This is a genomic window from Ralstonia sp. 25mfcol4.1 (assembly GCF_900104095.1).
Taxonomy (GTDB): Bacteria; Pseudomonadota; Gammaproteobacteria; order Burkholderiales; family Burkholderiaceae; genus Cupriavidus.
Map to the genome: position 1 here is coordinate 198989 of NZ_FNJO01000007.1, position 22814 is coordinate 221802.

At 66.6% G+C, this 22814-nt stretch carries 20 protein-coding genes; 12 read left to right on the plus strand and 8 right to left on the minus strand.

Annotated features, from left to right (window positions below; translation table 11 throughout):
- Window positions 1–3: 3 nt before the first annotated feature.
- A complete protein-coding gene (gene mnmH, locus BLQ58_RS14665; RefSeq protein ID WP_092599137.1) occupies window positions 4–1065 on the minus strand; it encodes a tRNA 2-selenouridine(34) synthase MnmH in 1062 nt (353 codons plus the stop codon).
- A gap of 233 nt (window positions 1066–1298) precedes the next feature.
- On the opposite strand from mnmH, the gene BLQ58_RS14670 reads away from it, so the two are divergent.
- Both BLQ58_RS14670 and BLQ58_RS14675 read left to right on the plus strand, forming a co-directional pair.
- A complete protein-coding gene (locus tag BLQ58_RS14670) occupies window positions 1299–2213 on the plus strand; it encodes a helix-turn-helix domain-containing protein (RefSeq protein WP_092599140.1) in 915 nt (304 codons plus the stop codon).
- A 238-nt stretch (window positions 2214–2451) separates the two neighbouring features.
- Entirely contained in the window at window positions 2452–3330 is an 879-nt protein-coding gene (locus BLQ58_RS14675) for a sensor histidine kinase (RefSeq protein ID WP_092599143.1), read from the plus strand.
- 24 nt (window positions 3331–3354) lie between these two features.
- Here BLQ58_RS14675 and BLQ58_RS14680 read toward each other — a convergent pair whose 3' ends face one another.
- From BLQ58_RS14680 to BLQ58_RS14710, 7 genes are all read right to left on the minus strand, one after another.
- On the minus strand, window positions 3355–3801 hold the full coding sequence (locus tag BLQ58_RS14680) for a CBS domain-containing protein (RefSeq protein WP_092599146.1): 447 nt from the start codon (window positions 3799–3801) through the stop codon (window positions 3355–3357).
- 130 nt (window positions 3802–3931) lie between these two features.
- Complete coding sequence (locus BLQ58_RS14685; protein ID WP_175459916.1) at window positions 3932–4339, minus strand: VOC family protein; 408 nt, start codon at window positions 4337–4339, stop codon at window positions 3932–3934.
- Window positions 4340–4513: 174 nt separating this feature from the next.
- Entirely contained in the window at window positions 4514–5131 is a 618-nt protein-coding gene (locus tag BLQ58_RS14690) for a TetR/AcrR family transcriptional regulator (RefSeq protein WP_092599149.1), read from the minus strand.
- Window positions 5132–5146: 15 nt separating this feature from the next.
- A complete protein-coding gene (locus BLQ58_RS14695; protein ID WP_092599152.1) occupies window positions 5147–6223 on the minus strand; it encodes an alpha-hydroxy acid oxidase in 1077 nt (358 codons plus the stop codon).
- 2 nt (window positions 6224–6225) lie between these two features.
- A complete protein-coding gene (locus BLQ58_RS14700; RefSeq protein WP_092599155.1) occupies window positions 6226–6912 on the minus strand; it encodes a Fe2+-dependent dioxygenase in 687 nt (228 codons plus the stop codon).
- A 71-nt stretch (window positions 6913–6983) separates the two neighbouring features.
- Complete coding sequence (locus BLQ58_RS14705) at window positions 6984–9221, minus strand: TonB-dependent receptor (RefSeq protein ID WP_254775949.1); 2238 nt, start codon at window positions 9219–9221, stop codon at window positions 6984–6986.
- 363 nt (window positions 9222–9584) lie between these two features.
- Window positions 9585–10583: a hypothetical protein gene (locus BLQ58_RS14710; RefSeq protein WP_254775950.1), complete on the minus strand. Its 999-nt coding sequence runs from the start codon at window positions 10581–10583 to the stop codon at window positions 9585–9587.
- Window positions 10584–10847: 264 nt separating this feature from the next.
- On the opposite strand from BLQ58_RS14710, the gene BLQ58_RS14715 reads away from it, so the two are divergent.
- The 10 genes from BLQ58_RS14715 (at window position 10848) to BLQ58_RS14760 (ending at window position 22811) form a co-directional block, all read left to right on the plus strand.
- Window positions 10848–12329 (plus strand): DUF3300 domain-containing protein, encoded by a 1482-nt coding sequence (locus BLQ58_RS14715; protein WP_092599164.1) that lies wholly within the window; start codon window positions 10848–10850, stop codon window positions 12327–12329.
- A gap of 44 nt (window positions 12330–12373) precedes the next feature.
- Window positions 12374–13312 (plus strand): DUF2950 domain-containing protein, encoded by a 939-nt coding sequence (locus BLQ58_RS14720; RefSeq protein ID WP_254775951.1) that lies wholly within the window; start codon window positions 12374–12376, stop codon window positions 13310–13312.
- A 524-nt stretch (window positions 13313–13836) separates the two neighbouring features.
- A complete protein-coding gene (locus tag BLQ58_RS14725; RefSeq protein ID WP_092599170.1) occupies window positions 13837–14403 on the plus strand; it encodes a BPSL1445 family SYLF domain-containing lipoprotein in 567 nt (188 codons plus the stop codon).
- Between the two features lie 16 nt (window positions 14404–14419).
- Window positions 14420–15316, plus strand: a complete 897-nt coding sequence (locus tag BLQ58_RS14730; RefSeq protein WP_092599173.1) for a sensor histidine kinase — start codon at window positions 14420–14422, stop codon at window positions 15314–15316.
- 6 nt (window positions 15317–15322) lie between these two features.
- Window positions 15323–15946: a response regulator transcription factor gene (locus tag BLQ58_RS14735; RefSeq protein WP_092599176.1), complete on the plus strand. Its 624-nt coding sequence runs from the start codon at window positions 15323–15325 to the stop codon at window positions 15944–15946.
- Between the two features lie 182 nt (window positions 15947–16128).
- Entirely contained in the window at window positions 16129–16500 is a 372-nt protein-coding gene (locus BLQ58_RS14740; RefSeq protein WP_092599179.1) for a response regulator transcription factor, read from the plus strand.
- A 122-nt stretch (window positions 16501–16622) separates the two neighbouring features.
- The gene (locus BLQ58_RS14745; protein ID WP_092599182.1) at window positions 16623–16877 is read left to right on the plus strand and encodes an RNA recognition motif domain-containing protein; all 255 of its coding nucleotides are present in this window, start codon (window positions 16623–16625) and stop codon (window positions 16875–16877) included.
- A gap of 50 nt (window positions 16878–16927) precedes the next feature.
- Window positions 16928–18178 (plus strand): efflux RND transporter periplasmic adaptor subunit, encoded by a 1251-nt coding sequence (locus tag BLQ58_RS14750; RefSeq protein WP_092599185.1) that lies wholly within the window; start codon window positions 16928–16930, stop codon window positions 18176–18178.
- Window positions 18175–21348, plus strand: a complete 3174-nt coding sequence (locus BLQ58_RS14755; protein WP_092599188.1) for an efflux RND transporter permease subunit — start codon at window positions 18175–18177, stop codon at window positions 21346–21348. The genes BLQ58_RS14750 and BLQ58_RS14755 overlap by 4 nt, the downstream gene beginning before the upstream one ends.
- Entirely contained in the window at window positions 21345–22811 is a 1467-nt protein-coding gene (locus BLQ58_RS14760) for an efflux transporter outer membrane subunit (protein ID WP_254775952.1), read from the plus strand. The genes BLQ58_RS14755 and BLQ58_RS14760 overlap by 4 nt, the downstream gene beginning before the upstream one ends.
- The last annotated feature ends 3 nt before the right edge of the window (window positions 22812–22814 follow it).

Genomic DNA, 22814 nt, shown 5'->3' on the forward strand with positions numbered 1-22814 from the left:
TATCTACCCCGGCCAGCGCGCGTTGACCCGTTCGGCAATGCTGGCCGCCAGCGCGTCGATGCCGTCGGCCGACAGGGTGTCCGCCGCGATCGTCATGCGATCGTTCCAGCGATGAAAGTGCCTGCGCTGCGAGCGCGCGTACGACGGGTCGTAGTGCCGGGCGGCCAGTCCGGCGAACAGTTCCGGCAGGTTGCGGGCGAGCGCCATGCCCTGCCAGGCGTCGACGGTGGTCTTGCCGTGCAGCGCCTTGAGCCGCCCGATCTGCGCGGCCAGCCATTCCGGACGGTCGCCCAGGTAGGCGTAGTCACGCAGCAGGAAGGCCAGCCGGGCAGGCATCGGCACGTCGATTTCCAGGCACGGGCTGTCGCGCATGCGTGCCACCAGCGGTACTGGCAGGTTGAGCTGGCCGATGCGCGCGCCTTCGCCTTCCACAAACAGCGGACGGGACAGGTCGATGTGCTCGATGGCGTCGGCGAGTGTCGTCTCGAAACGGGTCTGCGAGGGCTGCGGCACGCCCGGCAGCGCGCCCAGCAGCGATCCCTTGTGCCGCGCCAGCCCTTCGATATCGACCACCTGTTCGCCGTGGGCCGCCAAGGCCTGCAATACGCGGGTCTTGCCGCTGCCCGTGGCGCCACAGATCACCACCAGCGGCAGTTGCAGCGCCAGGGTTTCCAGGGTGGTGAGGACATGCCGCCGCCACGACTTGTAGCCGCCCGCCAGCTGCTGGGCGTCCCAGCCGACCATGCGCATCCAGGTGGTCATCGCACCGCTGCGCATCCCGCCGCGCCAGCAGTAGACCAGCGGCCGCCAGTCAGCCGGGCGGTCGGCAAACTGGCCGCGCAGGTGTCGGGCCAGGTTGGCGGCCACCATGGCGCCGCCCAGCCGGCGGGCCTCGAAGGCGCCTGCCTGCTTGTACAGCGTACCGACGATGCGCCGCTCCTCGTTGTCGAGCACGGGGCAGTTGATCGCGCCCGGCATATGGTCGATCTCGAATTCGGCCGGCGAGCGCGCGTCGATGATGGTGTCGAAGGCGTGGCGGTCTTCCACGCGCACAAAGGGCTTCATGAAAGCACGGGCAGAGCGGGCTGTGAAATGGGTCAAGGATGAAGCCTACTCCAACCAGGACCGCCCGGGATGCCGAAGATCTTGCCGCCAGGCGCGGACCCCGGAATTGTGCGATAGCCGGCGGCGGCGCCATGCGGCGGCCGCGGCCTGCGTGCTATGCTGCGCCGGCCTGCTTCTGCAAGGATCTGGTAAGAATCAGGCGGCATCATCGTGATTCATCGCGGACTTTCGCCATGTCGACAACCCAAACCACATCCGCCCCGATGGTCAAGCCAGGTCTGGTCGATACGTTCGGCTGCTCCGCAGACAAGCTGGGCGCCGACCAGGCCCTGGCCGGCGGCGACATCCAGTTCTATCGCAAGAGCTCGCGCCTGCAGTCGGGCCAGATCGCCATGCCGGCGGCCGAGCGCGGCTTTGTCGCGGGCATTGCCCTGGAGGCTGGCCACCGCCGCCGCATCATTGCCGGGCGCCACGCGCGCACGCACGATTTTGCGGCGGGCGACATCTACGTCCGCAGCCTGTCCGAGGACTACAAGGCCGATTACCAGACCCGTTTCGATTTCATCCTGATGGAGCTGCCGCGCAGCTTCATCGAGCGCACCAGCAGCGAGATGGGCCGGGTGCGTCAACGCGCCCTGCGCGAGACCGCCGGTCAGCCCGACCCCGTGCTGGCGCACCTGGCCCAGGCGATGGTGCCTGCGCTGAGCCACCCCGAACATGCCTGCCGGCTGTTCGTCGACCAGTTGAGCCTGACCATCGGCGTGCATCTGGTGAGCCAGTATGGCGAGGAGCCGGTGGCATCGCGCAGGGTCAACCGCCTGCTGTCGCCGCGCAGCATGGCCCGGGCCAAGGAACTATTGGCCGCCAAGCTCGACGGCGACCTGTCGATTGCCGACGTGGCCGACGCCTGCCAGCTGTCACGCAGCCATTTCACGCGCGCCTTTCGCGATACCACCGGACAGACGCCTTATCAGTGGCTGCAGTCCCAGCGGCTGGAACGCGCCTGCGCGCTGCTGCGGGACGCCGCCGTGCCACTGGCCGAGGTGGCCGTGGCCTGTGGCTTTTCCGACCAGAGCCATTTCACGCGCGTCTTTACGCGGCACATGGGCATGGCACCCGGTATCTGGCGTCGCCGCTGCCTGGGCTGACGACAGCTGGGGCCGCTGGGCGGGCCCCGCGGCATCGGTGTCGCCTCAGTGGCATTTCAGGCACATATAGCGCGGCAGTTCGGCGCACAGACGTTCCAGGCGCGGCACAAACCGACAAGTCAATTTCCGATGCATGCCGTAGATTGCGTCTGACGGCCGCATGGCGCGCCAGCAGGAGCCACGAGCTTCTGCCCCGGCCGCCGGCGGTGCTTGATTGTTGCCAAATGGAGATGCCGCCGTGACACCGCAGAGCGACCCGCCCCTGGAGGCGGCATTCCAGCTGGACGCCATCCGCATGGTGCGTGACGTGGCTCAGGCCATCGAACGGCGTATTCAGGAAAACCTCAGCGGTGCCGGGGCGGACGCTGGCGCATGCCGCAGCGACACGGCCATCATCCAGTGCCTGCAGGAGCAGATGGTCCATCTGTCGCGCGTGGCCACGCTGGGCACGCTGGCAGCGTCCATCGCCCACGAAATCCGCCAGCCGCTGACCGCCATCCGCATCGAAGCCGGCACCATCGAACGCTGGATGAAGCGTGACGCGCCCATGGCCGCGGAAGTCAGCGAAGGGATCCGCCGCATCCAGGAACAATCCGAGCGTGCCGAGCGCGTGATCCGCAGCCTGCGCGCGTTGATGCGCCGCGAGCCGTTGCCGCCCCAGCCGTTCCGGCTGGACGACGCGCTGCGCGAGGTGCTGCCACTGGCCGATTGCCGGATCAGTGTCGCCTGCGTCGATCTGCGGCTCGATCTGGATACGACCCTGCCGCCGGTACATGGCGACCGCGTGCAGATCCAGCAGGTCATGCTCAATCTGCTGCTCAATGCGGTGGAAGCCAGGCGCGATGGCCCGCCGGGCAGTGCCCGGGTGACGCTGCGCACGCGGCAAGGCGCGGCCGGCATGGCCGTGATCGAAGTCATCGACAACGGGCGTGGCATCGAATCGGGACAACTGGCCCGGATCTTCGAACCGTTCTTCAGCACGAAGGACGATGGCATGGGGATCGGGCTAGCCATCTGCCGCTCGATCGTGGAACTGCACGGCGGCACCATTGCCGCTGCCTCGGGCCATGGAGAGACCACGGTGACGGTGACCCTGCCGTTGTACGCGGCCGCCTAGTCGACAGGCGCGCTTTCACCCGGATCAGGCCGCGCCGGTGGCTTCCGCGCCGTCTGCGGGCTGCGGTGTCTCTGGGCGCAGCGCGCGCAGGATATCGCGCCAGCTCACGATGCCGACCGGCCGGAACTGCGCATCCACGACGGGAATGCAGGACACCTGGTGCGTCAGGAACAGGTCGATCGCATCGGCGATGGCGGCTTCCGGGCGCAGGGTAATCGGCTGGCGGGACATGATCTGATGGACGCGCCGGTTCAGGGTATTGAGATCCCTGGCCGATTCCACGTTGCTGCCGATGAACGGGCTCATGGCCCGCAGCAGGTCGCGATCGGACACCACGCCATGCAGCCTGCCGTCTTCCACCACCAGCAGATGGTGGAAGCTCGCGGCGTCAAAGATGTCCTTCACCGTTGCCAACGTGTCATCGAAGACCACGGTGGCCACCTGTTTCGACATGATGCTGTCAATACTCACGACTGGCTCCGTTCAGCTAGATCAGGCGCACATTTCCGCATGGGGTCGGCGCGGATGCGCGGGTGACATGTGCCCGGTAGGTATAACGGCAGCATCGGCCGGAAACTGAAGCCGGGACGGCGCGCGCGGGTCAGTCGTCGAACGTCCCCTGGTACTCGGGGGCGGCGTCCGAGCGCGTATTGAGTTCGAACATCACGCCGCCCGGTGCGCGGCAGAAGAAGCGTGAACCCCGCCCGTTGTTGAAGACGCCAGTCTCGAGCTTCACGGCATCGTTCTGGAAGCGCGCGTACAGTTCACGCACCGCGTCGAGCGTCGGCAGTTCGAATCCCACGTGGAAATTGCCGGGCCATGCGGGCACGTCATCGCTCGCGTGGTCGATCACCACGTCGAAGCCGGCGCGCTTGAGGATGAAGGATTTGTCCCACGTCCCGGCGATCGTGAATCCAAGGTACTGCTCGAAGAAGCGGGCCGTGGCCGCGGCGTTGGCGGAGGGAAAGCTCAGGTGGTTGAGCTTCATGGTATGGGTCACATCAGTCATCGTCGGTCTTTCATGCTGGCGGCGGGCACCATTGCCCGGCTCGCCCGAGGACTTCAGATTATTGGCAGCGGCCCGCAGCCACAACTCGCATCGGCGGCATGCGCCGGATGGCCGCAAAACCCGCGCCAGCCATGGATTTCCGGCTGGTGGCGCAGGCCCGAGTTCAGGGCGTGCTCACATTCGGCGTTTGCGGACCCGGGCCAGATAGCCGAAAACCGCCGCCTGCAGACGGTGTTCCAGGCTCTCGATATCGCGTTCGCCGCGCTCGCCGGCGGCATCGACCATGCCGCGAATCATGGCGAAGAGGTCCCCCGCCACCATTTCGACCTGGGCCGGATCGGCAACCACGCGGCCCACGATGGTGGTGAACAGGGCCTGCAGTTCGGCCGAGCCCACTTCGTCCCGCAAGGCCGGGCGCGCTTCCTCGATGTCGAGCAGCTTGGCCAGCATGGGCCGCTGCAGTTGCTGGCGCACACACGCGCCCAGCAGGTATTCGAGCGCGGCCTTGCCCCCGCGCCGGGTCAGCGCGAAGGCCATGTCGGCGCGAAAGCGCTCCGTTTCGCGCTGGATCAGCGCCACGGTCAGCGCGTCCTTGCCGGGAAAGTACTGGTAGAGCGAGCCGATGCTGACACCGGCCCGCTCGGCCACCGCGTTAGTGTTGAAACCTTCGACACCGTGGGCTTCCAGCACCTGGGCGGCGGCCTCGACAATGGCGGCCACGGTCTCGCCGGCACGTGCCTGGCGCGGCATCTTGCGCGGGCGCAGCGGCGCCGCCGGTCTGGATTGGGGCATGGGTGGCAACCTGATCTATCGCTGCTGGACGGCGGCGCTGTCCAGCGCATCGAGGCGTGGACAGCCCAACTGGGCCATCGCCACTTCCAGTTCGGTCTGCAGCATCGTCAGCAGGTGGGCCACGCCGGGCATGCCGCCCACGGCCAGCGCATGCAGCACCGGCTGGCCGACGAGCACCGCCCTGGCGCCCAGCGCGAGGGCCTTTGCGATATCGGTGCCGCGCCGGATACCACCGTCGAGCAGGATCGGCACCGCACCGTTCACGGCCTGCGCCACGGCCGGCAGCGCGTCGATGGTGGCCGGCACCGTGTCCAGCGTACGACCGCCATGGTTCGAGACGATGATGCCCGCCACGCCGGCATCGAGGGCGGGGCGGACATCGGCCGGATTGAGCAATCCCTTGACCAGGACAGGCAGCGCCGTCTGGCTGCACAGCCATGCCACGTCCTGCCAGGTTGGCGCATGGCGCAGCATGCTGCGGAATACCGGGCTGCCGTGGCTGGCGTCGTGGGCCGACTGCGGCGGCAATTCGGCCAGGTTGACAGCGCTGATACCGTCGGGCAGGCGGAATCCCGCGCGCTGCTCGACATTGCGGATGCCGTTGACCACCGCATCGATGGTGAGCACGATGGCCCGGTAGCCGGCCTGCTCGGCGCGGCGCACCAGGGTCAGGGTGTCTTCGCGGCGCGGCTGCAGGTAAAGCTGGAACCACAACGTGGTGGTGGAGGTGCGGGCGATGTCTTCGAGCGTGACGCTGGCCTGTGTGCTGACCGTCATCCAGGTGCGCGTCAGCGATGCTGCATGGACCGTGGCCAGCTCGCCATCGGGATGCGCGAGCTTGTGATAGGCGGTGGGGGCGATCAGCACCGGATAGTCGAGCACCTGGCCGAACAGTTCCGAGCGCGCCGACGCCTGGGACATGTCGACCAGGGCGCGCGGCATGAGGCGCAGGCGCTCGAAGGCCGCCTGGTTGTCGCGCTGGGTGATGCCGTCTGCCGCGTAACCGGCGATATACGCGGCAACGGACGGATGCACGCGTTCGTGAAAACGGCGTTCGTAGTCGCGCGCGGAAACGGTATCGGCAGGAATCATCGTCAAAGCTCGGCCCAGCGCCGCAGCAGGTTGTGATAGTGGTTTACCAATGACAGCACCGCGTCATCGCCGTCGCCGAGCCGCGTGCGGATGCCGATAATCGTCATGTCGAGTTCGTGCAGCGTCGTGCGCTTGCCATCGTCCTTGACCATCGACTGGGCCCAGAAGAACGAGGCCCAGCGGCAGCCGCGCGTGACAGGCGTGACACGATGCAGCGACGAGGCAGGATACACCACCATATGTCCGGCCGGCAGCTTGACGGCGTGGGTGCCGAACAGGTCTTCGATGACCAGTTCGCCGCCGTCGTACTCGTCGGGATCGGACAGGAACAGCGTAGTCGACACGTCGGCGCGCATGCGCAGGCCGCCGGTGCCGGGCATGGTGCGGATGGCGTTGTCGACGTGCGTGCCGAACGTCATGCCGGCTTCGTAGCGGTTGAACATCGGGGGCAGCACGCGCAGCGGCAGTGCGGCCGAATGGTAGGCCGCGCTGCGGCCAAGCGCCTGCAGGACGAAATCGGCCAGTTCCAGGGCTTCGGCGGTGTGCGTCGGCAGCTGCAGGTTGGCCTTGGACTGCGCGGCCAGGTCGCCGGCCGTGACGCGGCCATCGACCCAGGATGACGCCTCCAGACGTCGCCTTAGCGCGCGCACTTCGTCGGGGGTCAGGACATCGGGGATGCGGATCAGCATGGTGGGGATTTCTCGGGGAGGGCGGCCGGCCCCCGGCGAACGGTGAAGGAGCCGGCCCGGTGTCGGCAGGATCAGAACGTCATGCCAACATTGAGCAGGACGGTGCGGCCAGAGGCCGGAACTGCCCGCGTGGCGTTGAACGCCGACGCGTAGTTCAGGCTGTTGGTCAGGTTGTAGCCGTTGAGCGATGCGCGGAACTTGCCCTGCTGGTAGGCCAGCATGGCATCGAACGAGAAGGTATCGGGCACGCGGCCCGTGTTGTCCGAATTCGCCCAGTAGCCCGACGCATATTGCACGCCGCCGCCCAGTGTCAGCTTGCCCGGCAGTGGCACGAGCGCGTGCGGGATGTCATACGCCGTCCACAGCGTCAGGTTGTGATGCGGCACGCCGGGCGCCACGTTGCCGACCAGCGCCGGCCGGGAGGCCGATGTCACCTCACCATCCAGATAGGCATAGGCGAAGTTGGCCGACCAGTTCGTGGTGATCCTGCCGGTCAGTCCAAGCTCCGCGCCGCGTATGCGACGGCCTTCGCCGCTGTCGGAGAAGCCGTTGGCGACTGCCCCCGTCACCGGGTCCACCGTGTAGGCGTTGGACTTGCGGATCTGGAACAGCGACCCCGTCACACCCAGGCGCTTGTCGAGGAAGTCCAGCTTGGTCCCTACTTCCACGGTGTCGGACCGCTCCGGCTCGTTGGCGGCGCCGGCCTTGGGCACCTCGGACTGCACGCCGCCCACGGCCAGTGCGATGTCGGTGCCCACGGGCCGGTACGAGCGCGAGAACATCGCGTAGAACATGGCGTTCTTCGTCGGTTCCCAGATCGCGCTGATGGCCGGACTGAGTTTTTTCGAATCCGCCGTACCACCCGCCGCCGAGGCGCTGGTCTCGTATTCGCTGCGGAAGTAGTCCCAGCGCAGGCTGCCGAGCAGCGAGACCTGGTCCGTCAGCCAGACGCGGTCGTTGACGAACACGCCGACGTTGGTGGAATTGGCGTCGCGCGTGGCCACGTACTTGACACTGGCATTCTTGCTGGCGTCGAAGACCGGATCGACGATGGTCTGGTTGTTCAGGCGGCCGGTCCAGCTGCCGATGTCGCGATGATCGCGCTGGTAGTTGACGTCCAGCCCGGCCATGGCGCGGTGGCGGATGGTGCCGGTATGGAACTCGCCTTTCGCGGTCAGCACGTTCTGCAGGCCCCAGCCGCGCTGCATGTAGGTCATGCCGCCGCGCGCACCGTACCGCAGCCGCGCGTTGCCGCCAGCCAGCAGCTTCTGCAGCGTGGCCTGGTTCACCCCGGCGGGGTTGGTGCCCGAGAAGTCGCGGTCGTAGTAGCTGAAGCGCGTGTCGTTGTTCAGGGTGATGCCATTGCCGAACTTCGTCTGGAAGAGCGAAGTCACCACATGGGCATCACTGGTGTCGCGGTCAGTGTTGCGCACATAGGAAGTGGACCGCGACAGGCCCGGTACGTCGTACTCGGTGATCGGCCGGTACACGCCGTCGGCGCCCTGCGCCATCGGCACACCATAGTCGGGCGGCCCGCTGCGGTGCAGGTAGGCGTAGTTCAGATGCCACTCGGTGGGCGTGCCCAGGCCGGTGCCGAAGTCCACGGACAGGCCGCGGCGGTCATCGTCGACGTGATCGCGGTCAGGTGTCCTGCCATCCTGGAACATGGCGTTGACGCGCACGGCCGTGGTCTCGCCGAGCTGGTAATTGCCATCCAGCATGGTGCGGTACGTAGGGCCGGAGCCGAAGTTCTGGTCGATGCTGGTGCGCGTGCCCTTGCCGGCCTTTTTCGAGGTCTGGTTGATCAGGCCGCCCAGGTTGCCCACGCCGAAGCTCTCGCCGGCGGGGCCCTTGATGACTTCGACGCTTTCGGTGTTGAAGATGTCGCGCCGGTAGGCGCCAAAGTCGCGCAGGCCGTCGATATAGACATCGCCCTTGGCCGACAGGCCGCGAATGCGGAACTGGTCGCCGTTCTGGCCGCCGTTGCCTTCGCCGGTGGACACCGTGATGCCGGGCACGTTCTTCAGCGCCTGTTCCAGCGAGGTAACCTGCTGCTGCTCCAGCACGTCGCGCGGGATGACGAAGATGGTCTTGGGCGTCTCTTTCACGGTATCGGGTAGCCGCGCGATGCCGGTGAGCGCTTCGTTGGTGTTCTCGATGCCCTTGCCGGTCACGGTGACCGCCGGGAGCACCGTGGCGGGCTGGGCGTGGGCGATCTGTGGAAGCGCCGTGATCGTAAGGACGGTGCCGGTGCTTGCCGCGCCGGACACCAGCACGCGGATCGAAGACGATAGGATTTTCTGCTGCACAACTGAACTCCAGCGTTGACGACAACAATCGGGGCGGATGCAGGCATCCATTGCGCCTGTCAGGCGACAGGCGCGCGGGCGGTCGAAGGGGGGCGGAGTAGGTGTGACGCGGAGGCTTGCTGGTCGCTGGGGGCGATGGCTGGCTATGGGCGGGCGGATGCGCTTTCGGCATCGACATGGCCCGACCCGGCGCCTGTGTTTCTTCAACAACGGGCGCCAACGTAAGCCATCCGGCTACGGTGGGTCAATCGAAGATCGGGAGGGACGAGATATTTCGGAAAACTTCGAAAATCTCACAAAGAATGACTGACTCGGAGGTTTCCGAGCCGGTCAGGCGGTGCGTGGGAGGTGAGGGGCAAGCGTTCAGAAGCTTGCCGCCAGGCCCAGCGACACCCCGGACACGTTGTTGCCGAAGACGTAGCGCACCACGGCCCGCACGCGCGTGACGAAGACCTCGTGCGCCGTGGTGTCCAGTTCCAGGCCCATCCCGAGCGTTGTCAGGTAGTTGAAGCCCAGCGCCCCAGCCTGCGCGCCGAGGTAGTGGGAGTGCGACAGTTCCAGCACGTAGCGCACGGGCCGATCCATCGCGAAATAGCCGGTGGGGGCGCGCCAGCGCGCGTACAGGTTGGCGGTCTGGGCGATGGCGGAGCCCTGCACCGCATCGGACGAGCCGCCGAAGCTCTTCAGGTGGATATTGGTATAGCGCAGTTCGACGTCGATGTCGTGCTCGGGCCGGTAGTGTTCCCAGTCGATCATCACCGAGCCACCCAGCCCGTAGGCATTGAGCGATCCGCCATCGAGGAAGTTGATGGTGCGGTCGGTCTTGCGGTTGACGAAGCCTTGCGCCAGCCGCAGGTCGCTGGACACATTGCCCAGCGAGGCGTTGAAGATCGGGCGGAACACCAGTTCCTTGCTTTCGGTCAGCGGGAAGTCCCAGCCGATGCCGACGGTGCCGGCCACCGTGTTCCAGCGCGTGGGCAGTTCGCGCGACTCCGTGCCGTTCGAGGCCACGAACGTAGGGTCGTAGCGGCTGTAGGCAATCGACCCTTCCATGTAGATCGGCGTGGTCTTGCTGAGGGTGAAGCCGCCGCCCAGCTGCGACATGATGATGCCTGGATTGGCGGTCTGCCCGTTCGAGATCGACAGGGAACTCGACGCCAGGTCGGGCACCACCGAAAAGCTCATCAGGGTCAGCACCGCATTGGCCTGCCGCTGCACTGCCGGGCCGAATACCACCTGGAGATCGGAAGATTGCTGCGCATGCGCCGCCCCCGCGCCGCCCCATAGCAGCACGGCGGGCACGGCGAGCACCAGCGCGGTCAGGCAGCGCCGACGGACGAAACCGGATCCTGGAAGCGTCATGCGGCCCATGGGGTCGGCCGGATAGGCCCGGCGGCGATCGGCAATGCTGCAAAGCGTACGCCAGCGCGGGGCGGCTTGCGAATTGGACCAAAGCCGTATGGGCCACGCGATACCGGGCCCGGAAAGCGGCCTATTGGCCCAAGGTTCCATTGCGGCGTGTCTGGCTGCCATCTATATGTTGTGCTGACAGCCGGAGAAGGGGACGTCGGCACCATTTTGCGGAGGGATGCCATGAGGCGTGGCAGCGGGCGACAAATTCGGCGCATGCGATGCATCGGCCACTGGATGCTTGCCGGCCTGTTGGTCTCCACGGGCAGCGCCCTGGCGCAGCAGGCGCCCGGGCAGCAGCCGGCCCAGCCGCCCGCGCAGGGCGCGCAGGCGACAGCGGGGCAGCAGACCTTCAAGCCCGAGGAGATCGAGGCACTGGTGGCGCCCATCGCGCTATATCCGGATTCGGTGCTGTCGCAGGTGCTGATGGCGTCGACCTATCCGCTGGAAATCGTGCAGGCCGCGCGCTGGCAGAAATCCAATTCGAGCCTCAAGGGCGATGATGCCGTGAAGGCCGTGCAGGACCAGCCGTGGGACGTCAGCGTGAAGTCGCTGGTGGCGTTTCCGCAGGTGCTTGAGCCGATGAACGACAAGCTCGACTGGACGCAGAAGCTTGGCGATGCCTTCCTGGCCCAGGAAAAGGACGTGCTCGCGGCCGTGCAGCGGCTGCGCAACAAGGCCCAGCAGTCCGGCAACCTGAAGTCGAACGAGCAGCAGAACGTGACGGTCCAGCCGGCCACGCAAAGCAGCGGCTCGCAGCAGACGATCATCATCGAGCCCGCCAATCCGCAGGTGATCTACGTGCCGGCGTACAACCCGGCCACGGTCTACGGCAGTTGGGGCTATCCGAGTTATCCGCCGTACTACTGGCCGCCGTATCCGGCCTACTATCCGGGCGCCGCGCTGGCAACCGGGTTTGCCTGGGGCGTGGGGCTGGCGGCCGCCGGCGCGATCTTCGGCAACTGCAACTGGGGCGGCGGCGACGTGAACGTCAACGTGAACCGTGCCACCAACATCGACCGCAGCTTCAACCGCAACAGCGTCGAAGGCGGCAAGTGGAAGCACGACTCCAGCCACCGCAAGGGTGTGGCCTATCGCGACAACGCCACGCGCGAGAAATTCGGCAACAACGTTGGGGGCGCGGACCGGCGCAACGATTTCCGGGGCCGCGAGGGAGACCGGGGCGGTGATCGCGCGGGAGACCGTGCAGGAGATCGCTCGGGCAATCGGGCCGGCGACCGCAGTGCGGATCGTGCGGGGGATCGGGCTGGAGACCGGGCTGGAGACCGCTCGGCTGACCGGGGCGGTAACCGTGGCGGCGATCGTGGCCAGGGTGTGGGCGGCGACCGCGCCAGTACCGGCGACAGGATGTCCACGGATCGCGGGGGCGCCGGAGATCGCGGCGGCGCCGGCGCGAATCGCACCAGCTACAGCGGCGGCGGCCGGGACAGCGCTTTCCAGGGCGTGGGCGGCAGCGGCGCATCATCGCAGCGCGACTTCGATCGCGGACGTGCCAGCTCGGGCGGTGGCTACGGCGGCGGACAGGGCGCGGCCCAGCGCAGTGCCGGAGGCGGCGGCTTCCAGGGCGGCGGGGCAAGCCGTGGCGGCGGCGGTGGCTTCCAGGGTGGCGGAGGCGGCCGGGGCGGCGGCGGATTTGGCGGCGGCGGTGGCCGTGGGGGCGGCGGCGGCCGTCGGTAGCGGGAAATGGCGATGACAACCACGAGGTGTCAGGCATGCGTGCAATGAAAGCAATCCTGCCGTCGCGCATCGCGCGTACCGTCCTGCCGCTGGTGCTGGGCGCGGCGCTGATGTCGGCTGCGCAGGCCCAGAAGCCGTTCGATACGCCCGAGGCCGCCATGAATGCTTTTGGTGACGCCGTGGCCACCAGCAATGACGCGGCCATGACGGCGCTGCTGGGCCCGGAGGCCCGCCGCATGATCCCGCCGGTGGGCGCGGAGCAGCGTTATCGCTTCCTGTCGGCCTGGAGCCAGTCGCACCGCATCGAAGGTGGCGAAGACGGCACTGCGCGTGTGGTGGTGGGCAACAACGGCTGGACGCTGCCGATACCGCTGGTCAAGGCAGCCAACGGCCGCTGGCATTTCGATGCGAAGCAGGGCATCGGCGAGATCCGCTTGCGGCGCATCGGCCGGAACGAACTGTCTACCATCCAGACCATGCTGGCCATCTACGACGCCCAGCACGACTACGCGCTGGGCAACCATGAAGGCAATGGCCTGACGGTCTATGCGCGCAAGCTGGTCAGTTCGCCGGGCAAGAAGGACGGGCTCTACTGGCCCACCCGCCCGGGCGAACCGGAGAGTCCGCTGGGGCCGGCGTTCATCGATGCCGTGTCGAGCCATCGCAGTGCATCGGACGGCTATAACGGCTATCGCTACAAGCTGCTCAACGGCCAGGGCCCGACCGCGCCCGGCGGCAAGTACACGTATCTGGTCAACGGTAAGCTGTTCGGCGGGTTTGCGGTGCTGGCATGGCCGGCCCGCTATGGCGATACCGGCATCAAGAGCTTCATGGTCAGTCACGACGGCCAGGTCTACGAGCGCGACCTCGGACGCGACACCGGCGCGCGCGCTGCCGCCATCGATACTTTCGATCCCGGCTCGGGATGGAGCAAGGTGGCCCCTGAACTGCTGCAGCCCGTGACGGCGGGCAACGCGGACTAGGCAGCTGGCCGGCGCCGGCTTACGCGGGCGATCCCCACAATGCTCTGGCCGGTGTGAACACCGGGCCAGGGCATTTTTTCTTCCGGCTTTCCTTATCTGGCAATGGGTGCGCACCGGTGCGTGTGGATTGCGCGGCTGATGCTAAGCAGGCTTTTTAATTTGCGCCGAGATCCCGCCAAAAACCTCGAATAAACGTGCTGCCCGGCAGGATTGGGTACCGTTGGCGGCGCTTGAATATGAACGCTTGATTAATGACAAGCAGGCCGTGTGCTGATATTTTTTTCGGCCGTGTTTCATCTTTACATAACAAGGGAAGTAAAGATTGCAATCGCGGGGCCATCGACCTACTTTGATATGGCACTAACGGAATATCCAGAAAAAGCAATAAGCATCAATCGTATTGGCGTGGGGTAGGCACGCCCAGGGACGTTCCATGGATCTGGCGCAGCGGCACGCAACTCGCCGCTGGCCGTTGTAGGGCCCGCTCGCCCTGGCTTGCTCCCCGTTCTGTTTGGGAGACCATGATGAATCGACGGTTGTTCATGAGCCTGCCTTCACTGGCATTGGCACCGGCTTTATTTGCCTGTACCACCAACATGTCTGGCAGCGATGCCGTGGCCAAGCGGCGTGAGATCGATGCCGGCGTGGACGGCACCATGAGCAAGCTGTTCGCGTCCGCCAGTTCGGCGCAGGCGCTGTCGCAGCAGGCAAAGGGCATACTGGTCTTTCCCAAGATCCTGGCCGCCGGCTTTATCGTCGGTGCCGAGTATGGCGAGGGGTCGCTCCGGGTGGCCAATGCGCCGGTGGGCTATTACCGCACCACGACCGCATCGTTCGGTTTCCTGGCCGGCGCACAGTCCAAGGCGCTCATCCTGATGTTCATGACCGACGCCGCATTGCAGGCGTTCCAGGCCAGCAGCGGCTGGACGGCCGGCGTGGACGGATCGGTTGCGCTGGCGACCATCGGCGCGAACGGGCAGATCGACACCAACACGGCCCGCGCGCCCATCGTCGGATTCGTGCTGACCAACGCCGGGCTGATGGCCAACCTGTCGCTCGAAGGCACCAAGATCAGCAAGCTCGATATCTGAGCGTGCGCGTCCGACCATGAGATGGGTCACGATCCTGCTGCTGGGGGCGTCCGTCGCGCTGGCGACGGGCGTGCTGCCGCGCCCGCGCGCCGCGCCGAGGCGCCGTAGCGATACCCTGCGCGTGATCGATACCAGTCCGTTCTCCGACATCGCCAGCCGCCCCGGCATGGTCGAACTGGCTGGGTCGCTGGCGCACGAACTCAATCAGCCGCTGACCGCCATTACCAGCAACGCCCAGGCCGCGCGCGAGTACCTGATGTCGGGCACGCCGGATCAGGGCGAGATCCGCGAAATCCTCGATGACATCGTCAGCGACGCCTCGCGCGCCAGCGATATCGTCAAGGGCGTGCGGGCGCTGATCCGCGGCGAGGCCCCTCACCTGGTGCCGTTCCAGATTGGCGAGGTGATCGCGCGTGCGCTGGAACTGGTGCGCGACGAAGCCCGGGCGCGCGAGGTGACCGTGGATGGCACGGCGGATGGCGAATTGCCGCGCGCCGTGGGCGATCCGATGGAGATCCAGCTCGTGCTGCTGAACCTTCTGGTCAATGCGCTGGATGCCGTCGAGGCAGCGCACGCCCGTGGCGCGCGCAAGGTATCGGTCGGCGCGTCCGCGCAGGACGGCGTGCTGAAGCTGACCGTCCGCGACAACGGCTGCGGCGTCGCCGAGGGCGACCTCGACAAGATCTTCCGCCCGTTCTTTTCCTCTAAGCCCAAGGGCATGGGCCTGGGCCTGTCGTTCAGCCGCGCGCTCATGGAACGCAATGGCGGCCGGCTGCGCGCCATCCGAAACAGCGACAGGGGCATGACGTTCGAATGCCTGCTGCGCACCGAACTTCCCGCCTCGGCCACGGCGCATCATCGCGGCCCTGCGGTCGTTGCGGCCCGGTTCAGGACTGCATTTTCCCGGAGGTAGGACTCCATGCTCGCTACCAGGACCACCCTCTACATCGTTGACGATGACGATAGCGTTCGCCGCGCGCTGGGCCGTGTGCTGGGCGCGCATGGCTACCTGACTGCCGGGTTTGCGTCAGCCAGCCAGTTCCTGGAAGAAGCCGATCTGGACACCGCTCCTGGCTGCATGCTGCTGGACCTGCAGCTGCCCGACATCAGCGGCATCGACCTGCAGCAGGCGCTGTGCAGCCGGATTCCGGTCATCATCCTGACCGGACATGCCGACGTGGCCAGCGCGGTACTGACGATGCAGGCGGGCGCCATCGACTTCCTGCAAAAGCCGGTATCCGACGTGCAATTGCTGGCTGCGGTCAGCAAGGGCTGCGACTGTGCCACGCGACTGTTTGCACAGGCCAGCGAATTGCGCGACCTGAAAAAGAAGATCGACCGCCTGACGCCGCGCGAGCGCGAGGTGCTGGCGTGGATCGTCACGGGCTTCCGCAACAAGCAGGTGGCCAACCGGCTTGGCACGGTGGAGAAAACCATCAAGGTTCATCGCGCCCACGTCATGCAGAAGCTCGAAGTGGATTCCCTGCCGGCATTGGTCCGCATTGCCGACCGCATGGGCATGGTGGCGGATCCGGCCGCCTGAACACGGTTCGTCAGCCCGGGGGCGCAATCCCGCGGCGCGCTCCCCGATACCATCCCAGGGCCATTCCCGCGCCGGTCCGGCGAAAATCCTGCATGCCCGCTGGACCATGGGCCAATATCGCCCGCCGCGCGTGTCTCGTAGCCTAATCAGTACGTGCTTACGATCGGCTGCGCAACGTGCAAATGGGTGCGACGGGAAACTTCGTGGTGGTTGTCGACGACGACGCGTCGGTGGCGCGGTCCACGTCGCGGCTATTGCGTGCCGCGGGGATCACCGTCGACACCTTCACCAGCGGCGCCGATTTTCTTTCCCGCATCCACGGCAAGGCGAGCTATCGGCCGTTCTGCGTGATCCTCGATGTCTGCATGCCCGGGATTGACGGGCTGGAAGTGCAGCAGCAACTGGCCGGCCTGGACCTGCCCCTGATCTTCATCACCGCGCACGAGGTGCCCGAGGCACGTGACAAGGCATTGGCGGCCGGCGCCGTCGGCTATCTGCGCAAGCCTTTCGACGCCGCGCAGCTGGTGGATCTGGTACGTAGCGTGATGCCTTAGCCCCATGCCTTTGGTCCTTGGTCCAATTGTCATTCAGGCCGCAACAGGCACACTCTTATCAGGGCACGCGGCAGGCACCCTGCCATACGCGTGTTTCGCGGGCCGAACAGGAGGACCGGCAAATGTCGCTACTGATGATTTCCAACCTCCACCCGGACACCACGGAGGAGCAGGTCAAGGAATTCCTTGGCCGCTATGGCTTTCCGGCGGCAGACGAGATCGAACGGCAGGAGGGCGATGGCACGCGTCCGTCGATGACGCTGACGTTCCGGACGGTGGACATGGGCGCGCTGCAACAGCTCGTACCGCGTATCCACGGCGTGTTCTGGAATGGCCACAAGATCAATGCGCTGATCCTGCGCGAACACTTCAGGTAATCGCAAAAGTCTCGCGTGGCCCACGGCCGGCGCGGGCAGGAGATACGACGATGGCAAGCGGTCTGGTATCCAAGCGCGGTCGGTGGGCATTGCTGGTCCTGGCCGCACTGGCGGTGACCGGCTGCCACAAGCAGGAGGCCAAGGCGCCGGCGGCACCGCCGGCGGCCGAAGTGGGCGTGGTCAAGGTGACGCTGCACGACGTGCCCCTCACCTACGAGTTCGTGGGTGAAACGCAGAGTTCGCAGCAGGTGGAAATCCGGGCCCGGGTGAGCGGCTTCCTGGAGCAGCGCCTCTATACCGAGGGCTCGATGGTCAAGGCCGGCCAGGTCATGTTCCGCATGGACCAGAAGCCGTTCCAGGCCGCGCTCGATGCGGCGCAGGCCGAACTGGCCCAGCAGCAGGCCCGGCTGACCACCGCGCGGTCCAACCTGGCACGCGTCAAGCCGCTGGCTGCCAAGAACGCGTTGAGCCAGAAGGACCTCGATGAAGCCACCGGGCAGGAACAGGCCGCCGCCGCCGCCGTGGAAGCGGCCAGGGCCAACGTCACCAACGCCAAACTGAATCTCGGCTACACGACCATCACGTCGCCGGTGGATGGCCTGTCCAGCTACGCCAAGAAGCAGGTGGGGTCCTACATCGACGCCACCAACAGCCTGCTCACCTATGTGGCCAAGCTCGATCCGATCTGGATCAACTTCAGCCTGTCCGAGAACGAGGTGCTGCAATACCAGTCGCAGACCGCGTCCGGCACGCTCCGCATGCCCGAGCGCGGCGCGATGGAGGTCGAGATCGTGCTGGCCGACGGCACCACGTATCCGCAGCGCGGGCGTATCGCCTTCGCCGATGCGTCGTTCAACTCCGAGACCGGCACCTACCTGATCCGCGCCGAAATGCCGAACACCAAGGGCATGCTGCGGCCGGGGCAGTTCGTGCGCGTGAGGCTGATCGGCGCGGTGCGTACCAAGGCCATCACCGTGCCGCAGGAAGCCGTCGTGCAGGGCCAGCGCGGCCAGTCCGTCTGGCTGGTGGGCAAGGAGAACAAGGCCGAGTCGCGCGTGATCGACGTGGGCGAATGGTCGCAGGGCAACTGGGTGGTCCGTTCGGGCCTGCGCGAGGGCGATACCGTCATCGTCGATGGTGCGATACGCCTCGCGCCGGGCGCGCCGGTCAAGCCGGTGGCGGCTGCGCCGCGCCCGGCCAGCGACGGGCCGTCACCGGTGCCGCCGTCGGCGCCGCCCGCGCGGCCAGCGGCGCCGGGCGCCCCCGGTGCGGCGGAAGCCGGCAAGGGTGCCGCGTCATGAAACTGTCCCACTTCTTCATCGACCGGCCGATCTTTGCGTCGGTGCTGTCGATCATCATCGTGGTGGGCGGGATGGTGGCGCTGTTCAACCTGCCTATCGCGCAGTTTCCCGACATCACGCCACCCAGCATCACGGTGTCGACCACGTATCCGGGCGCCAGCTCGGAAGTGGTGGCGCAGAATGTGGCGGCGCCCATCGAGCAGCAGGTGAACGGCGCGGACAACATGCTGTACATGTCGTCCACCAGTTCGTCCACGGGCAATATCACGCTGACCACGTACTTCGAGATCGGCACCGATCCGGCACTGGCGCAGGTTGACGTGCAAAATCGGGTCAACCTGGCCCTGCCGACCCTGCCCGACGCCGTGACCAAGCAGGGCGTGACCGTGGAAAAGCGTTCGCAGGCGTTCATGATGGTGATTGCCGTCTATTCGCCTGACAACAGCTACCCGCAAACCTTCGTCGACAACTACACCAGCATCTACATCCTCGATTCGCTCAAGCGCATCCCGGGTGCCAACCAGTCGTCCATCTTCGGCACGCCGGACTACGCGATGCGCATCTGGCTCAAGCCGGACCGCATGGCCCAGCTGGGCATCACGGCCGAGGATGTCAAGAACGCCGTGGCCAACCAGAACGAGCAGTTCTCGGCGGGCCGCATCGGCAGTTCGCCCACGTCGGAGCCGGTCAAGCAGACGTTCCCGGTGACCACCAAGGGCCGCATGACCGAGCCGGCCGAGTTCGAGAACATCATCCTGCGCGCGGCATCGGGCGACGCCGCGCTGGTGCGGCTCAAGGATGTCGGCCGGGCCGAGCTGGGTTCGAAGGACTACTCGCTGCGCAGCCGCTACAAGGGCAAGACGGCCACGCTGCTGGCCGTGTACCAGCAGCCGGGCGCCAATGCGCTGGCAGTGGCCGGCCAGGTCCGCAAGGCGCTGGAGGAAGCCAAGAAGACGTTTCCGCCGGGGCTGGAATACGAGATCGCGCTCGACACCACCGAGTTCGTGCATGAATCGATCAACGAGGTGGTCCACACCTTGCGCGACGCGGTGATCCTGGTGATTCTGGTGGTGTACCTGTTCCTGCAGAGTTTCCGCGCCACGCTGGTGCCGATCCTGGCGGTGCCGGTGTCGATCATCGGTACGTTCACCGCCATGGCCGCGTTCGGCTTCTCGGTGAACATGCTCACGCTGTTCGGGATGGTGCTGGCCATCGGCATCGTGGTGGACGATGCCATCGTCGTGATCGAGAACGTCGAACGCAACATGATGGAGTTCCACATGCCGCCCAAGGAGGCCGCCAAGGCCGCCATGGACGAAGTGGGCGGCCCGGTGATCGCCATCGTGCTGGTGCTGCTGGCGGTGTTCATCCCGGTGGCGTTCCTGTCGGGCATCACGGGCCAGCTATACAAGCAGTTCGCCATCACGCTGGCGGTATCGGTGCTGCTGTCCGGGGTGGTGGCGCTGACGCTGTCGCCGGCGCTGGCGGCCATCCTGCTCAAGCCGGGCAGCCACGAGAAGAACCGGTTCTTCCGCTGGTTCAACCGCAGTTTCGACCGGCTGGTGGAAGGCTATGGCTCGACCGTGCAGGCCGTGATCCGGCGCACGGCGATCTCGGTGGGCATCGTCATCGCGCTGATCGTGGCCGCCGTGCTGATGTTCATGCGCATTCCGTCATCGTTCCTGCCGGTGGAGGACCAGGGCTATCTGCTCGGCGCGGTCATCATGCCCGACGCGGCCAGCCTGGACCGCACCGGCGCGGTATCGAAGCGGGCTGCCGAGTGGTTCGAGAAGCAGCCGGCGGTGAAATCGGTGGCGGTGCCCGACGGCTACAGCCTGATCGATTCGCAGAACAAGTCGAACGCCGGCACGCTGTTCATCACGCTGAAGGGCTTCCATGAGCGCGGCAAGGGCGAAAGCGCGGCTGACCTGATCGCGCAGGCCAACAAGGAGTTTTCGACCTATCGGGAAGGGCTGGTGATTCCCGTGAATCCGCCGTCGATACCGGGGCTCGGCACCACGGGCGGCTTCGAGTTCTGGCTGCAGAGCACCGGCGACGGTACCTACCAGCAGCTTGAGGAACGCACGCGGGCGTTCATTGCCAAGGCCCGGCAGCGGCCGGAACTGCGCGGCGTGAGCACGACGATCAACACGCGGTCGCGGCAATTGCTGGTCGACCTCGACCGCGAGCGCGCCGAAACACAGGGCGTGCCCGTGGAGCAGGTGTATTCCGCGCTGCAGACGATGTTTGGGTCGTTGTACGTGAGCCAGTTCCCGAAAAACAGCCGGCTGTTCCAGGTGATCCTGCAGGCCGAACCGGAGTACCGGTCGAAGCCCGAGGATATCGACAAGGTCTACGTGCGCAATTCACGCAACGAAATGGTGCCGATCAAGGCCGTGACCACGGCGCGTTATGTGGCCGGCGCCGATCTGGTGACGCGCTTCAACAACTTCCCGGCGGCCAAGATCACCGGTGACGCCGCGCCGGGGTACAGCTCGGGCCAGGCGCTGCAGGCCATGGAGGAGGTGGCGGCCGAGGTGCTGGGCCTAGGCTACAGCTATGCGTGGAGCGGTCAGGCCTATGAGGAAAAGAAGGCCGGGTCCACGGCGGCGATGGTGTTCGCGTTCGCATTGCTGATGGTGTTCCTGATCCTGGCGGCGCAGTACGAGAAATGGTCGCTGCCGATCGGGGTGCTGCTGGCCGTGCCGTTCGCGCTGTTCGGCGCGCTGGTGGGCATCCTGGTGCGGGGCATGGAAAACGATGTGTACTTCCAGATCGGCCTGACGGTGCTGATCGCCCTGGCCGCCAAGAATGCCATCCTGATCTTCGAATTCGCGGTGGAGATGCGTGTCAAGGAGGGACTCAGCCCGTATGACGCGGCGGTCAAGGCGTCCAAGATGCGGCTGCGCCCGATCATCATGACGTCGCTGGCGTTCATCCTCGGCTGCATCCCGCTGGCCATCGCAAGCGGTGCGTCGGCGGCCAGCCGCCAGTCGCTGGGCACGGGCGTGATCGGTGGGATGCTTGGCGCCACGGTGATCGCCATCTTCTTTATCCCGATGTTCTTCTGGGGGCTGGAGCGCGAGAGCAAGAAGAAGCTCGCCAAGCAGGCCGAGAAGGATGCCGGGCCAGGCGCCGACCCCGCCGCGCCCACCGGAGGCACGCTATGAGCCATCGCGGCTTGCGGGCGCGAGCCCTGGTGCCGGGGCTGGCGGCGATGACGCTGCTGGCCGGCGGCTGTACCGTCGGACCCGACTACGTGCGGCCGGACGTGGCCGTGCCGGAGACCTACCGCTTCGCGCCCGAAACGCCGCAGGCGGCCGACGTGGTCACCACGCAATACTGGTGGTCGCAGATCGGTGATCCGGTGCTCGACGACCTGATCGCCGCGGCGCGCGCGCACAACTACGACGTGCTGATTGCCACGGCGCGCGTAGAGGAATACTACGGACGCGTGATGACCACGCGGGCCGGCCTGTTCCCACAGGTGGGGGCAGAGGCGGGCGGCGGGCGGCAGCGCATCAGCACCAGCGGCGGCACCGTGCTGCCCATCGACAACCCGTTCAACTCGGTCAAGGCCGACGTCTACGCGTCGTGGGAGATCGACCTGTTCGGGCGCATCCGGCGGATGACCGAAGCGGCCCGGGCGGATTGGGCGGCTTCCGAACAGGCGCGCCGCAGCACCGAGATCAGCGTGGTGGCGGCGGTGGCCAGCGGCTACATCACGTTGCGCGATCTCGACAACCGCCTGCGCATCGCGCAGGACACGCTGGCCAGCCGCGAGGGCGCGCTGCAGGTGTTCCGCGAACGGTTCCAGGGTGGCGTGGTGTCGGAGGTCGAGTATGCGCAGTCGCGCTCCGAGTATGCGTCGGCGCAGGCTTCGGTCGAGCAGTTCCGGCAGCTGGTGGCGCAGCAGGAAGACCTGCTGGCCGTGCTGGTTGGCGACAACCCGCGTGCCATGCCGCGTGGCAAGTCGATCGACGAGCTGATTCTTCCGGTGGTGCCGGTGGGATTGCCGTCGTCGCTGCTGGAACAGCGCCCGGATCTTCTGCAGGCCGAACAATCGCTGGTGGCGGCCAACGCGCAGATCGGCGCCGCGCGCGCGCAGTATTTCCCGACGATCTCGCTGACCGGCATGTTCGGCGCGGCCAGCACCGCGCTGTCCGGGCTGTGGGTGGGTTCATCCAGGGCGTGGTCGTACGGTGGCCTGATCAGCGTGCCGATCTTCACCGCCGGTGCGATTGCCGGTGACGTGAAGCAGGCCGAGGCACGCCAGAAGCAGGCGCTCTACGGCTACCAGCAGGCGGTGCAGACCGCGTTCCGCGAGGTGGCCGATGCGCTGGCTGGCGTGCAGTACACGCGCAGCCAGCTCCTGGCCAAGAACGACCAGGTGGATGCGTTGTCGCGCTACGCGCTGCTGGCGCGCGACCGATACGAAGGCGGCTACACCAGTTACCTGGAAGTGCTCGATTCCGAGCGTTCGCTGTTTTCCGCGCAACTCGAACAATCGACGTTGCGCGGCACGGAGTTCGGCCAACTGGTCCAGCTCTACAAGGCGCTGGGCGGCGGCTGGCCCGTCGACGGCGCACCCCAGGCCAGCGTCAACCAGCCGGCCAGCCCCGCCAAGGAGTGATTC